Genomic DNA, 13,669 nt, shown 5'->3' with positions numbered 1-13,669 from the left:
CGCCGCCGGCCATGACGGGCCCGTTCCGCGCGGGCAGCGGCCTCCGCCACGTTCGGCCCGGGCCGCCGGGCGGCTCGCCAGGTCACCGGGCGCGGCGCGGGCAGCACGCCGCCCGCCCGTCGGCCGTTCACGGCCTCCCGCCCGCAGGGGACCCTCGAGCCCCGACGGGCGCCGGGCCCTCAGGCGCTGGCGCGGAAGACCAGCCGGGTGGGCAGGATCAGCGGGGTGGGGTCCTGTCCGTCGACCAGGGCGGCGAGCATGCGCGCCATCTCCCGTCCGAGGGCCTGTATGGGCTGGTGCACGGTGGTGAGCGGCGGATCGGAGACCTGTGCGACGGCCAGGTCGTCGAAGCCGACCACGGCGACGTCGTCGGGGACCCGCCGGCCGGTCTCGCGCAGCGTGCGCAGCGCCCCCACCCCCATGTTGTCGTTGGCGGCGAACACACCGTCCACGTCGGGGTGGTCCGCCAGCAGCGCGGCCGTGGCGGCGGCCCCGCCGCCCTCGGTGAAGTCGCCCTCCCCGGGCGGGAACGGGTCGAGTCCGGCCGCCAGCACGGCGTCCCGGTACCCGCGGTACCGGGCGCGTCCGGCCTCGGTGTCCAGCCGTCCGCAGAGCGCGGCCACGCGGGTGCGGCCGAGCGAGAGGAGGTACTCGGTGGCCTCGCGCGCCCCGCCGGCGTTGTCGACGTCCACGTACCAGCGCGGCGCCGGACCGACCGGTCTCCCGCCGAACACGACGGGCATCGCCGCCTCCTCGACCGCCCGGCCCAGCGGGTCGTCCTCGCGCAGCGCCATCAGCATCACGCCGTCGGCGCCTCCGGACCGCAGGAGCTCCTCCACCCGCTTGCGGCCCCGGTCGGAGGCGGCCAGACACAGCATCAGGTGCAGGTCGGCCTCCTCCAGGGCGGCCGACGCCCCGACGATCACCTGGGCGAAGAACGGATCGGCGAAGATCGAGGGATCCTCTCCCGAGACGACCAGGGCGGCCGCCCCCGTCTGCCGGGTGGCCAGCGCGCGGGCGGTCGGGTTGGGCACGTAACCGAGCTGCCGGACGGCCCGCTCGACCGCCTCGCGTTTGGCCCGGCTGACGTGCGGGGCGTTGTTGAGGGCCCGTGAGGCGACGGACCGGGACACGCCCGCCAGCCCGGCCACCTCGTCGAGCGTCGGTCGCCGACGCGGCGCGTCCTCTGCCATGAGCTCGGCCCTCTCCCCTGTCGACCGCACGGTGTCCCATCCTCGCCCATGCGGCCGCCGTACCGGACGGGCGGGACCGGACAGAGGGACGAGGTGCCGGCACGGCGGACTGGGAGCGCTTCCAGTCATGTCACCCCATTCCCTCTCCCGCATGGCCGATCCTCGCGGGTGAGGCGCTGCCGAACCCTTGACAGCAGAAACGGAGCAGCACAACGATACCAGTCGCGCCCGAGGACCAGCTCTGGAAGCGCTTCCATTTGGGAGCGCTCCCATTTCCGAGGTCGAACTCTTGGGCGTGCCCGTCCCCGCCGGAACGCCGCTCGCCGTGGGGGACGTCGAACCACCGCACCTCCTTCAGCGCGCCGCACGCCCGGGACGAGGACGGGCGGCGTGTCCCTGCCAGGAAATCGAGGTACAGACATGCGCCGCAGACTCCGCACCCTGGTGGCAGCGTTCTTCGCCCTGCCGCTCGCGCTCACCCTCGCGCCGTCCGCCCACGCGGCCGACCCGACCACCATGACCAGCGGGTTCTACGTCGACCCCGACTCCAGCGCCAAGCGGTGGGCCGCCGCCAACCCCGGCGACGGCCGGGCCGCCGCGATCAACTCCGCGATAGCCAACACCCCGATGGCCCGCTGGTTCGGCTCCTGGAGCGGCACCATCGGCACCGCCACCGGCGCGTACGTGGGCGCTGCGGACCAGCGGGACAAGCTGCCCGTCCTCGTGGCCTACAACATCTACAACCGCGACTACTGCGGCGGGCACTCCGCGGGCGGGGCCTCCTCGCCGTCCGCCTACGCGAGCTGGACGGCCCAGTTCGCCGGCGGCATCGGCAACCGTCCGGCCGTCGTGATACTCGAACCGGACTCCCTCGGGGACTACGGATGCATGACGCAGGCGCAGATCGACGAGCGCGAGGCCATGCTGACCGGCGCGCTCTCCGAGTTCAGCCGTCAGGCCCCCAACACCTGGGTCTACCTCGACGCCGGCAACCCGGGCTGGGCCAACGCCGCGACCATGGCCCGCCGGCTGCACGAGGCCGGCCTCCGGCAGGCCCGCGGCTTCTCGCTGAACGTCTCCAACTACTTCACCACGGCCCAGAACACGGCCTACGGCAACGCCGTCAACAGTGAGCTGAGCGCCCGTTACGGCTACACCAAGCCGTTCGTCGTGGACACCAGCCGCAACGGCAACGGCTCCAACGGCCAGTGGTGCAACCCCTCGGGCCGCCGCATCGGCACGCCCACCCGGCTGGGCGGGGGCGCCGAGATGCTGCTGTGGATCAAGACGCCGGGCGAGTCCGACGGCAACTGCGGCGTGGGAGCCGGTTCCTCGGCCGGCCAGTTCCTCCCCGAGGTGGCCTACAAGATGATCTACGGCTACTGATCCGGGCTCCCGCGGTCCGGCCGTTCCCCACTCCGCGCCGGACCGCGGGAACCACGTCCACGGTGCCCGGCCGCCCGGGCCGGGCCCTCCGGCGACCGGTTCCGCCCGGCCGTGTCCTCACGGTCACCGGCCCGCGGCGGCGGCGCCCCGCACGCGCCGCCTACTTCTTCACGCGGTCGCGCCCGCCCCGCCCCCGGCGGGCCGCCGGCACCAGCACATCCGGTCCGCCCACCTCCCGCATCCCGGCCACCACCCCGCCCGGCAGCCTCCCCGCGCGACGCAGCCAGGTCACACCGAGCGCGGAGAGAGCTCCCAGGGCGGCGCAGCAGCACCACGGGAGCCACGGCCGGCCGGTGCGCTCCCCGATGTCCATCGCCCAGCCGACCCCGCTCGTGCAGGCCGAGGCGGTGACGCCCGAGATCACGTAGAAGAAGCCGAAGTACGTTCCGACCAGGCCGCCGGCCGCGTGCCGGGTGACCAGTTCGAGGGTGGACGGCTGCACGGCCATTTGACCGACGGCGAGCAGGAACGCGCCGGCCGCCAGCGGGAGCAGGAGCAGCACGGCGTGTCCGTGGCCGTCGGCGGCCGCCGGGGCGAAGGACGCCGTCAGGAGCGGGGGGACGAACGCCAGGCCCATCATCGCCAGTCCGGGGGCGATCCAGAGGGCCGGCCCGCCTTTGGCCCGTACCAGACGGGTCACCCGCAATTGCAGGGCCAGGCTCGCCACCGCGCCGACCATGGGCATGACCGCCGCTGCCGCGAGGTGTCCCGAGACGCGCTGGGTCGCGCTCACGAACAGCAGGTACACCTGGTTCTCCAGCGCCGTCAGGGCCGTCAGGGTGAAGGAGAAGGCCAGGAAGTTCCTGTCGCGCAGGACGTGGAGGCAGCCGTGCGCGGCGGAGCGGCTGCGGCAGCGGCGGTCGGCCGAACCGATCACGGCGAGAGCCGGCAGGGCGAAGAGCTGAAGCATCGTCATCACCATCAGCACCGCCGCCGCGGTCACCGCGGTCGCCCGGAAGTCGATCACGCACAGCACGCTTCCCAGCGTCAGGCCGATCAGGCCGCCGGTCGCGGTGAACACGTTGAGCATCGCGAACACCTCGGCGCGCCGGTCGGGCGGTGCCGCCTGCGCGGCGCACGCCCGCATCGCCGGATACAGCAGCGCCCCGGCGACACCGGTGAGGACGGAGGCGACGAGCACGGCGCGCACGCCGCCCACGAGGGCGAACAGCGCGAACCCGGACAGGCGCAGCAGACATCCGATCGGGATCACGCGGTGGCCGCCGAGCCGGTCGGAGGCGGTGCCGCCGATCACGACCAGGCCCTGGTGGCTCAGCTGGATGGTGGCCAGGACCATCCCGACGGTGGCCGGGGACATTCCGAGGTCGCCGGCCAGGTGGCCGGCGAGGAACGGGAAGAGGAGGAACGTGCCGATGTCCACGCCGAGTTGATTCAGCAGGAGGAACCGGACGGCCGGCGGGAAACTGCGGACCGTGCGGAAAGTGTCCATGGCGCTTCCTTGCGCACGGCCCATCGGACTGGCCCAGTGCGCAGGGAGGTCCGTGCATATGCCATTCACGCTAGGAAACAAAGTCCACCACTTCGCCCGGAATGCACGAACAAGAACACCTTCGGGCGACGGGGTTAATATCGCCTCACCATCAGGTGGTGTGACGCCTGCGCGCGGGCTCACCGATGTCACCCCGCGTGGTGCGAATTCGCGCCCTACCTCGGCAATCAGCGACTCGTGGGGCCCCTGAAGACACCTTTCGGCTGGTGGGGCGGCAGGCGGGGAGGGGGAAGGGGGCGCACGCGTGGCCAGGGAGAGGGACGTGGGGTGCGCCGCGTTCGCATGGCCGTCTGCGGCTGCGAATTTTCCCGATCTCCCGAGGTGTGCGCCCGCTCGTGGCGTGGGCTGTGCACGAGGGTGGGACGTACGGGTGGCTCGGCCGGTGCCGGGGGCGCCGTACGGCGCGCCGCGGCGGGGGCCGTCGCCCCGGGCGCGTTCGGCACGGCGGCACGGTGGTGCGGTGGTGCGGTGGTGCGGTCAGTGACGTCCTGAGCGGAAGGTGCGCCGGTAGGTGTCCGGGGGAACGCCCACCGTGCGGTGGAAGTGACGGCGCAGGGTGGTGGCGGTGCCCATGCCGGTGGCCGCCGCGATGGAGTCGATGCTGTCGGCGGTGGTCTCCAGGAGTTCCTGCGCGTGGCGGATGCGCTGGGTGAGCAGCCAGCGCAGTGGGGTGGTGCCGCTGACCGCGCGGAAGTGGCGGGTGAGGTGGCGGGAGCTCATGCCGGCCCGGCGGGCCAGGTCCTCGACGGTCAGCGGCTGGTCGAGCCGTTCGAGTGCCCAGGGCAGGAGGTCGGCCAGGGGGTGGTTGCCGGGCGCGGGCACGGGCGTGGTGACGAACTGGGCCTGGCCGCCGTCGCGGTGGGGCGGCACGACGAGCCGGCGGGCGACCACGTTCGCGACCCCGGAGCCGCGGTCCTGGCGCACCAGGTGCAGGCACAGGTCCATCGCGGCGGCCTTTCCCGCGGAGGTCAGCACCCTGCCGCTGTCCACGTACAGCACGTCCGGGTCGACGTCGACGAGCGGGTGCCGCGCCTTCAGCTCCCCGGTGTGCGCCCAGTGCGTGGTGGCCCGTCGGCCGTCGAGCAGGCCGGCGGCCGCCAGGACGAACGCTCCCGTGCAGAGGGACACCACGCGGGCGCCCGCCTCGTGGGCGGTGCGCACCGCGTCCACCAGGTCGGGCGGTGGCGGCCGGTCGATGTCCGCCCAGCCCGGCACGATCACGGTGCCGGCGTCCGGCAGGCGGTCGAGGCCGTGGTCCGGCTCGAGCAGGAAGCGGCCGCTGCCGACCGGTCGCGGGCCGCAGACGGTGACGTCGTACCAGGGGCCGTCCACGGCGGCCGGCGGGCTGCCGAACACCTCCAGTGCCAGAGCGAGTTCGAAGTTGAGCATGCCATCGGTGACGGCCACCGCCACGGTCCGGTCCATGTCCGGAAGTGTACGGGTCCTGTCGTTCCGGACACTCACGATCTGATGATCCGCCCCGCCAGGATGGTTCACGCAGGCACAGGCAGGCACCGATGACCGGCGGACGCCGGTCGCCCACGGGCACCGCTCCGGGCGTCCCGTCCGGGATTCGGTCACGAAGGGACGAAGGAGAGAGACGCATGCGTGAGGTCGCGGTCTTCGGGGCGTACGGACACACCGGCCGGTTCGTGGTGGCGGAGCTGCTGGCCCGCGGATTCGTCCCCGTGCTCACCGGGCGGAACGCCGAGAGGCTCAAGGACCTCGCCGTCGCCGAGGGCGGACTGGAGGCGCGGCCCGCCGCAGCCGACGATCCGGCTGCCCTGGACCGGGCCCTGGCCGGCACGGCGGCCGTCGTCAACTGCGCCGGCCCGTTCGCCGACACGGCGGGGCCCGTCATCGAGGCGGCGCTGCGTGCGGGCATCCCCTACCTCGACGTGGCCGCCGAGATCGAGGCCAACGCCGACACGTTCGCGCACTTCGCGGAGCGTGCCCGGGAGGCCGGTGCGGTGGTGGTCCCCGCCATGGCGTTCTACGGCGGACTCGGTGACCTGCTCGTCACCGCCGCCCTCGGTGACTGGACCTCCGCCGACGAGGTCCACATCGCCTACGGCCTCGACAGCTGGCACCCGACCGCCGGCACCCGCGAGGCCGGAGCGGTCTCCCGCCGCCGCCGGGAGGGCCGCCGGGTCCGTTACGCCGACGGCCGTCTGGAGTACCGCGACGACGCCTCTCCCGTGCTCACCTGGCCGTTCCCCGAGCCGATGGGGCCGCGGGAGGTGATCGGCGAGTTCTCGATGGCCGACATCGTGACGGTGCCGAGCCACCTTTCCGTCCCCGACGTCCGCACGTACATGACCGTGCGGGCCGCCCAGGACATCGCCTCCCCCGACACGCCGACCCCCGTGGCCTCCCCGTCCGACGAGCGCGGACGTTCGGACCAGACCTTCCTCGTGGACGTCGTGGTGCGCCGCGGCGGGGACGAGCGCCGCGCCGTGGCACGGGGCCGGGACATCTACGCGGTGACGGCGCCTCTCGTGGTGGAGGCCGTGGACCGCGTCCTCACCGGCCGCATCCGCACGACGGGGGTCGTCTCCGCCGGGGAGGTCTTCGACGCGGCGGACTTCCTGGGCGCGTTGTCGGAGCACCTGTCGGTGGAGGTGGCCCTCTGAGGGAAGGGCGCCGGCGCCGGACGCGGGGGCGTCGGGGCCGGTCCGGCCGGGTGCGGTTCGGCCGGGTGCGGTTGGGCCGGGTGCGGTTCGGCCGGTGAGGCCGTCGGGCGGGGAGCGGGCCGTGGGACGTTTCGCGGGGTGCAGCGTTCTGGTCACCGGCGCGGGCCGCGGGATCGGGGAGGCCGCCGCCCGGCGACCGGCCTGCGAGGGCGCCCCCGTCCCGGTCCCGCCGCCGGGCGGGAGCGGGACGGGGGCGACGGGTCAGCCCAGCCTCGCCTCCGCCTTCGCCTCCCCCTGCCGAGGCGTCGGCCCGTCCTCGTCCGCCGCCTCACGCGTCAGACGGCTGGGCCACCACACCTTGGGACCGATGTCGCGCACCAGTGCCGGCACCAGCAGGGAGCGCACCACGACGGTGTCCAGCAGCACGCCGAACGCCACGATGAAGGCGATCTGCGCGAGGAACGCCAGGGGGATGACGATCAGCGCGGCGAACGTGGCCGCCAGCACGACACCGGCCGAGGTGATCACGCCACCGGTGGCGATCAGTCCGCGCAGGACGCCCTGCCGCGTTCCCAGACGCAGCGTCTCCTCCCGCACGCGGGACATCAGGAAGATGTTGTAGTCGACGCCCAGGGCGACCAGGAAGACGAATCCGTACAGCGGGACGGAGGCGTCCGTGCCCGAGAAGCCGAAGCCGTGCTCGAACACCAGGCTCGCGATCCCGAGGGTCGCCAGGTAGTTGAGTGCCACGGTCGCCACCAGCAGCACCGGCAGCAGCAGGGAGCGCAGCAGGACGACCAGGATGAGCAGGATGATCGCGAGGACGACGGGGATGATGAGGGTGCGGTCGTGCTCCGCGGTGCGCTGGGTGTCGTACTGCTGCGCGGTGTAGCCGCCGACCAGGGCACTGGCGTCGACCGTGTCGAGCCGTTCCCGCAGTGCGCCCACGGCGTCCTTGGCCGCGTCGCTGTCCGGCGCGGCGGTGAGGGTCGCGTCGATGCGTACCCGGCCGTCGGCCACCAGGGGCGCCGCGTCCGGCCGGCCGGACTCGGTGACCACCCGGACGTCCGCCACGCCCGCCGTGGCGGCGGCGGCCTTCTCCACGTCCGCCCGCTCGTCCGCGTCGGCGATGATCACGGCCGGCTGGCCGGAGCCGCCGGGGAAGTGCTTGCCGAGGGTCTGCTGTGCGGCCACCGACGGCGCGTCGTTGACGAACAGTTCGTCCAGCGGCACGCCCTTCGACTGCAGGGTGGGGAAGAACGCGGCCCCGGCCACGAGCAGGGCCATGGTGCCCAGCCACATCCGTCGCGGGCTGGTGTCCACCCGGTGCGCGACCCGTCGCCAGACGCCGTGTCCGCCCGTCTCCGCGTCGGCGGAACGGGGCTTGGCCGGCCAGAAGGCGGCCCGGCCCATCAGGGCGAGCACGGCGGGCAGGAACGTCAGCGTGGTGAGTACCGCGCAGACGATGCCGATCGCGCCGACCGGCCCCAGCGCGCGGTTGTTGGTGAGGTCGCTGAGCAGCAGGGCGAGCAGGCCCAGGGCGACGGTCGCGGCACTGGCGGTGATGGCGCCGAAGGATCCCCGCGTCGCGGCGACGGCCGCGGCCACCTTGTCCCCGCTGTGCGACAGCTCCTCCCGGAAGCGCGCCGTCAGCAGCAGCGCGTAGTCGGTGGCCGCGCCGATCACCAGGATCGACAGGATGCCCTGGACCTGGCCGTCGACCCGCACGATGTCGTGGTCGGCGAGGACGTAGACGATGGCGCAGGCCACGCCGAGCGCGAAGACGGCGCTGATGATGATGGCGAAGGGCAGCAGGACGCTGCGGTAGACGAGCAGCAGGATGAGGAGGACGGCCGCCAGCGCGACGCCGAGGAGGATGCCGTCGATGCCGGCGAAGGCCTCGCTCAGATCGCCCTGGGTGGCGGCCGGACCGGCGAGCTGCGCGCGGGTGCCGGGGACCTCGGCGGCGGCCGTCTCCACCTCCTCCAGCACGTCGGCGAGCCGGTCCCCCAGCTCCGGGCTCAGCGGAACGACGCCCTGGAGGGCCTCCCCGTCCTCGGAGCGCAGCGCCGGTGAGGGCGTGCCGGCCACGCCGTCGGCGTCGGCCAGGGAGGCCAGCTGCCGGGTGGCGGCCTCCTGCTGGGCCTTGTCCACCGGGCCGCCGCCCTCGGTGGTCCAGACGACGATCGCCGGGAGCGTCTCCTCCTGGTCGAAGGCCTTCTGCTGCTCGATGACCTTGGTGGACTGGGCGTTCTGCGGCAGGAACGCCGCCTGGTCGTTGGTGGCGACCTCCCCGAGCTTGCCCGCGTAGGAGCCGAAGGCTCCTCCGAGGCCGAGCCAGACGACGACGAGAACGAGAGGGACCAGCCAGCGGACTGGTCGACGCGCGGTGTTCATGCACTTCCCAACGGACGTGGAGCGGACGACGAAGGTCAACGTATCTCAAAGAGAAAGTATCTCAATCATCGAGAGATCGTAGAGTGGGCCCATGGAACGGACCAGTCCGGGGAGCCGGAACGCCACTGCGCACGACCTGCAGGCCTACGCCGTCCTGCTGCGGACCCTGACCAGTGAGATCAACCGGCGGGCGCACTCCTTCGCGCAGAGCCACGGTCTGCACGCCACCGACGTCCACGCACTGGCGGCCATCATGGACTCGGCGGTCCTGGACGGCCGTCCGATGACCCCCTCGCGGCTGGCCGAGCGCCTGAGCCTCACCTCCGGCGCGGTCACCGCCTGCGTCGACCGGCTGGAGCGCGCCGGGCACATCAGCCGGACGCGGGACAGCGCCGACCGCAGGGTCGTGCACCTGGAGTACAAGCCGGCGGCCCGCGCGCTGGCCCGTCAGTACTTCGGCCCGCTGGCGCGCAGCACCGAGGCGGCGATGGGGCAGTTCACGCCCGCGCAGCTCGCCACGGTGGCGGACTTCCTGCACGCGCTCAACCAGGAACTGACCGCCGACCGGGTGGGCGGGGAGCCGGTCCCGTAGGCCGGGGCGCGGCGCCGGGCCCTTCCACCCGCCGCCTCGGCGGGCCGGCGCCTTCCGCGGTCCCCGCGCCGTTCACCCCCCGGGAGGGCAGTGGGGCAGAAGCCGGGCGAGCTGGTTCAGGTCGTCGGGGGCGACGCGGATGCCGGGCAGCCAGACGTCCCGGCCGTCGCGCGTGACCTGGATCCAGATGCTGCTGTGCTTTCCGTTCTCGTCGGTGACGGTGATGCCGTCGGCGACCGTGCAGCGCGCCTGGAGCAGGTCGTGGTGCCAGACGCGGCCCGCGGCGTTGGACCTGACGTAGGGGCGGTAGGGGTCGTAGGCCAGGGCGAGCGCGCAGTCATGGGTGCGCGGTTTCCGGCAGGCCTTCTCCGCGTTGTGGACGACGACGCCGGCCTCCCCCTCCCCCGCCGCCCCGCCTGCGGCACCCTGCGCCGGCTGGGCGCCGGACCCGCCCAGCGGGAGAAGCAGGGCGGTCAGCACCCAGGTCACCAGGCCCCCCGCGGCGGCGGCCGCCGAGGCCACGGCGGCGACCCCGCCACGGGACAGCCCTCCGCCCGGCCGGCGCCACCAGGCCCGGCCGCGGGCCTGAGGCGGACCGGCGGGGACGGGGGTGGGGGCGGGGGCCGAGGTCCCGCCCTCCTCGCCCGGGCGGGTGGCCCGGTCGGCGGCCTCCCACAGCGCACGGTACTCGGCCGGGTCCGCGTCCATCGCCCGGCAGATGTCCCGCACCACGGGCCAGACCGGCACGCTTTCGCCCCGGAAGTAGCGGGAGAGGGACGAATCGCTGATGCGCACCCTCGCCTCCAGGCCGCGCAGCGTGCACCCCGACCGCTGCTGGAGACCCCGCAGCGCGTTCGCCAGCCGCCGTACCGCCTCGTCGCGCTCCGGTCGCGGACCGGTCATCGAAGGGCCTTTCTGCCGAGCGGAGCAGCGGAACGGCGCGTCCCGACGGCCGTCCCGTCTCCCGGGACGAGAGACGTCCCAGCAGGTCAGGACTGTATTTGTCCCGACATCGGTGAATCAAGCGGGATCAGGTGGCGAAAGCCCCGCTTCCTGCGCAAACTCGGCGTACCGGCCCGACGGATCACCCCCGAGGGTGAGCGCTTCGCCGGTCCGGCCCGTGTCGGCGGACGCCGCCCGGCCGGCCCCACCCATCACCGAAAGGACATCACCATGCCTGCACGCACGGCACTCGCGGCCTTCATGATGATCACCGCGACGGCGCTCGGCACCGCCTCGGCCTCGCCCGCTCTCGCCGCCCCCGACGACGTGGCCGTCGTCCGGGCGGCCGACGGCCTCGACGTCCACCGCGGCAAGTACGTCACCCTGGGAGGCTGCCAGACGGCCGGTCAGCAGGGCATCGAGCGCGGACACTGGGACCGCTACCAGTGCGCCGAGGGCACCTTCTTCTGGAACCTGTGGACCAACCGCTGATCCGCACCACGCCACCGGGGGCCTCGCCTCGTTCGTGAGGTGGCCACCGGCGGTCAAAGGGCGCCCCGTCGGCGGCTGACGGGGCGTCCTCGTCGGCCTCTCCCCCGTCCAGGCCGGTCAGCACGCCGCGGTCCTCCTCGAGTGCTGCGACGGTCGTGGCGGCGGACACCTCCCGGGCCGCCACCACGACCGTGGCGACGCCATCCGCGCTGCCGGGCCCGGCCGGCGAGACGGCCGGGCCGACGACAGCAGCGACGGCGCCCGGGCGGCGGAGCAGCGGGCCGTCCGGCGCGCCGAGGAATCCGGGCGCATGGCGGCGTGACACTTCACGGCCGAAGAGCGCGGTGTCCTCCGGCCCCACACGGCCCGGAGGGAACGGGTTCTCCGGGGCGAGCACCTCGACGCCTGCGGGCCGGTCTCACCAGGCGGCGGTCACGGCCAGGACGGCGAGGTCGTCGCGCAGCTCGTCGCCCCACCATCGGCGGGCGTCGTCCGTCAGGGTGGCGGCCACGTGCTCGGCGAGGCCCGCGGCACCGGCCGGCGGGAGGGCGGCGAGGACAGCGGCGAGGTCTTCCGGCTCGCGCGGGTTCAGTGAGCCGGCTCCTTCGGTGAAGCCGTCGGTGTAGAGCACCAGGGTGTCGCCCGGCAGGAGGTCCACCTCGGTGACCGGGTGTCGTGGCGTGTCGAAGACTCCGAGCAGGGCGCCCCGTGTCTCCAACGGCGCCGTGGCACCGCTCGCCCGGCGCAGCAGGGGCGCGGGATGGCCTGCGCCGGCGATCCGGAGGCGGGCGGGAGTGCGGGTGGTGTCGACGACCACGTAGACGAGGGTGCAGAAAGGGGCGTTCTGGCGGCGTAGCGCGGTGTTGACCAGATCGAGGACATGGGCGGGTTCACTCGTGTGCTGGGCGCCGGCCCACAGGGTGTGGCGGACCAGGCCGGTGACGGCGGCCGCGTCAGGACCCTTCCCGCAGACGTCTCCGAGGACCAGGACGTGGCGGCCGTCGGGAGCGGTGAAGGCGTCGTAGAAGTCACCGCCGATCTGCAGGCCCTGCCCGAACGGAGCGTATCGGGCGGCGAGGTCGAAGCCCGACAGGTCGGGCAGACGAGGAGGGAGCAGTGGACGCGCGAGGGCGTGGGTCGCCTCGCTGAGGCGGTTGAGCAGGCGGTCCTGTTGCGTACCGACGGCTATCTGGTCGGCGATGTTCTCCAGCACCGCCAGGACGGAGCCGGGCAGTGCCAGGCGCGTGGTCAGCGACAGCACGCCGATCAGTTCACCACCGGAGACGAGCGGGAAGGCGGCGAATGATCCGCGGCCGCCTTCGTTCCCGAAGGCGTGCGGGTCGGTTCGGGGCGGGACGTCCAGGTGCGGGCGGTGCGTCGCGACGACCTGTTCCACCAAGGCGCGATGGAGCTGCTCGCAGACGGATGTGCCGCGGGCCTCGGTGTCGTCGGCGGCGCAGACGACGTGATCCAGTTCGCCCCGGGTGTTCAGGTTCCAGACGCAGACCCGGTCCGCGCCCAGGCGGTCGGTGGCGGCGCGCACACACTCACGCAGGCGTCCGTCGAGTGGCCCTGGCGCGGTCATGGCGGCGGCGACCTCGGCGGTGAGCAGGGCGTGGCTGGTGCGTTCGGCGAGCCTGCGCTGGGCGTGCAGGCGGTCGGTGACGTCCTCGGCGAGGACGAGGACGCGGTCGTGGCCCTCGATGTCCACGACCTGCCGGACCGCCATGCGCAGGGCCTGGGAGGTGCCGTCGCCGCGGACGCGTTCGAAGACGGCGTCGGGCTCGGCGTCCCGCCGTCCGACGGCGGTCAGGTGGCGGAGCAGCGCGGCGCGCTGCTCCTCGGGGAACAGGCCGGTCACCGGCTGGTGGACCGAGTCCGGCTCCGTCAGCTCGAGAAGGTCGGCGGCCCGCTGATTCCAGGCGATCACCGCGTCATCCTCCAGCACGAGCACGCCGATCGGGGCCTGGGCCAGGAACTGTCCCAGCAGCCGCTCCCCCAGCTGCCGGCCGATCGACGTGCGTGAGGACAACCGCCGCTGGGCCGCGGCCTGCGCTGCGGCGTGCGCGTGACGACGGGTGAGCTTCCGCAGCAGTTCGCCCACCACGTGGGGCATCCTCCGCGCCTCCTCACCGCCTTCCACGCGGTGCACCACGTCGGCGGAGAACAGAAGCGGAAGCACGGCGAGCTTGTCGTGCGCGGCAGGGACGGCCGCCACGGCGACCACCAGGTCCGCGGGATGCGGTCGCAGGGAGTGGACCACGCCGGCGGGCGCCGGGACAGCCTCCCCGAGCACCACCACTGTGGGCCGTCGCTGACCGGGCGTACCGACGACGTGGGCCGGCAGGTCCTGGGGGGTGCTCCGGACGATCTCGGCGGACGCGGCCAGCTCGGCGGCGACGGCATCGGCGGTCCGACGGGAAAGGCCGACCAGCAGCAGGAGGGGGAGAACGGGCGCCACGCC

General features: G+C 73.8%; 10 protein-coding genes. 4 read left to right on the top strand and 6 right to left on the bottom strand.

Going from position 1 to position 13,669, the window contains the following annotated elements; translation table 11 throughout:
• Nucleotides 1-179: 179 nt before the first annotated feature.
• Nucleotides 180-1,193 carry a LacI family DNA-binding transcriptional regulator gene (locus tag A2U95_RS22500; protein WP_166026116.1) on the bottom strand — a complete coding sequence of 338 codons (1,014 nt, stop codon included), beginning with the start codon at nt 1,191-1,193 and terminating at the stop codon, nt 180-182.
• A gap of 420 nt (nt 1,194-1,613) precedes the next feature.
• On the opposite strand from A2U95_RS22500, the gene A2U95_RS22495 reads away from it, so the two are divergent.
• The gene (locus A2U95_RS22495) at nt 1,614-2,579 is read left to right on the top strand and encodes a glycoside hydrolase family 6 protein (RefSeq protein WP_166026114.1); all 966 of its coding nucleotides are present in this window, start codon (nt 1,614-1,616) and stop codon (nt 2,577-2,579) included.
• A gap of 160 nt (nt 2,580-2,739) precedes the next feature.
• Here the strand turns inward: A2U95_RS22495 and A2U95_RS22490 are convergent, their stop codons facing one another.
• Entirely contained in the window at nt 2,740-4,089 is a 1,350-nt protein-coding gene (locus A2U95_RS22490) for an MFS transporter (RefSeq protein WP_166026112.1), read from the bottom strand.
• Nucleotides 4,090-4,626: 537 nt separating this feature from the next.
• The gene (locus tag A2U95_RS22485; RefSeq protein ID WP_166026110.1) at nt 4,627-5,574 is read right to left on the bottom strand and encodes a helix-turn-helix domain-containing protein; all 948 of its coding nucleotides are present in this window, start codon (nt 5,572-5,574) and stop codon (nt 4,627-4,629) included.
• Nucleotides 5,575-5,753: 179 nt separating this feature from the next.
• Here A2U95_RS22485 and A2U95_RS22480 point away from each other — a divergent pair, with 179 nt between their 5' ends.
• Nucleotides 5,754-6,782 carry a saccharopine dehydrogenase family protein gene (locus tag A2U95_RS22480; protein ID WP_166026108.1) on the top strand — a complete coding sequence of 343 codons (1,029 nt, stop codon included), beginning with the start codon at nt 5,754-5,756 and terminating at the stop codon, nt 6,780-6,782.
• A 261-nt stretch (nt 6,783-7,043) separates the two neighbouring features.
• Here the strand turns inward: A2U95_RS22480 and A2U95_RS22470 are convergent, their stop codons facing one another.
• The gene (locus A2U95_RS22470) at nt 7,044-9,179 is read right to left on the bottom strand and encodes an MMPL family transporter (protein ID WP_166026106.1); all 2,136 of its coding nucleotides are present in this window, start codon (nt 9,177-9,179) and stop codon (nt 7,044-7,046) included.
• 91 nt (nt 9,180-9,270) lie between these two features.
• Here A2U95_RS22470 and A2U95_RS22465 point away from each other — a divergent pair, with 91 nt between their 5' ends.
• A complete protein-coding gene (locus A2U95_RS22465) occupies nt 9,271-9,771 on the top strand; it encodes a MarR family winged helix-turn-helix transcriptional regulator (protein WP_166026104.1) in 501 nt (166 codons plus the stop codon).
• A 72-nt stretch (nt 9,772-9,843) separates the two neighbouring features.
• On the opposite strand, the gene A2U95_RS22460 is transcribed toward A2U95_RS22465, so the two are convergent.
• A complete protein-coding gene (locus tag A2U95_RS22460) occupies nt 9,844-10,674 on the bottom strand; it encodes a helix-turn-helix domain-containing protein (RefSeq protein WP_166026102.1) in 831 nt (276 codons plus the stop codon).
• Nucleotides 10,675-10,944: 270 nt separating this feature from the next.
• On the opposite strand from A2U95_RS22460, the gene A2U95_RS22455 reads away from it, so the two are divergent.
• Nucleotides 10,945-11,205 carry a hypothetical protein gene (locus tag A2U95_RS22455; protein ID WP_166026100.1) on the top strand — a complete coding sequence of 87 codons (261 nt, stop codon included), beginning with the start codon at nt 10,945-10,947 and terminating at the stop codon, nt 11,203-11,205.
• Between the two features lie 418 nt (nt 11,206-11,623).
• On the opposite strand, the gene A2U95_RS22450 is transcribed toward A2U95_RS22455, so the two are convergent.
• A complete protein-coding gene (locus A2U95_RS22450) occupies nt 11,624-13,666 on the bottom strand; it encodes a SpoIIE family protein phosphatase (protein ID WP_166026098.1) in 2,043 nt (680 codons plus the stop codon).
• Nucleotides 13,667-13,669: the final 3 nt, after the last annotated feature.

Source organism: Streptomyces chilikensis (assembly GCF_001642695.1).
Classification (GTDB): Bacteria; Actinomycetota; Actinomycetes; order Streptomycetales; family Streptomycetaceae; genus Streptomyces; species Streptomyces chilikensis.
This window is presented reverse-complemented; position numbering and strand designations above follow the sequence as displayed.

Bases quoted from the DNA above. Each gene is read 5' to 3' on its own strand.
- A2U95_RS22500 (WP_166026116.1), bottom strand. From the start codon at position 1,193: ATGGCAGAGGACGCGCCGCGTCGGCGACCGACGCTCGACGAGGTGGCC.
- A2U95_RS22490 (WP_166026112.1), bottom strand. From the start codon at position 4,089: ATGGACACTTTCCGCACGGTCCGCAGTTTCCCGCCGGCCGTCCGGTTC.
- A2U95_RS22470 (WP_166026106.1), bottom strand. From the start codon at position 9,179: ATGAACACCGCGCGTCGACCAGTCCGCTGGCTGGTCCCTCTCGTTCTC.
- A2U95_RS22485 (WP_166026110.1), bottom strand. From the start codon at position 5,574: ATGGACCGGACCGTGGCGGTGGCCGTCACCGATGGCATGCTCAACTTC.
- A2U95_RS22480 (WP_166026108.1), top strand. From the start codon at position 5,754: ATGCGTGAGGTCGCGGTCTTCGGGGCGTACGGACACACCGGCCGGTTC.
- A2U95_RS22455 (WP_166026100.1), top strand. From the start codon at position 10,945: ATGCCTGCACGCACGGCACTCGCGGCCTTCATGATGATCACCGCGACG.
- A2U95_RS22495 (WP_166026114.1), top strand. From the start codon at position 1,614: ATGCGCCGCAGACTCCGCACCCTGGTGGCAGCGTTCTTCGCCCTGCCG.
- A2U95_RS22460 (WP_166026102.1), bottom strand. From the start codon at position 10,674: ATGACCGGTCCGCGACCGGAGCGCGACGAGGCGGTACGGCGGCTGGCG.
- A2U95_RS22465 (WP_166026104.1), top strand. From the start codon at position 9,271: ATGGAACGGACCAGTCCGGGGAGCCGGAACGCCACTGCGCACGACCTG.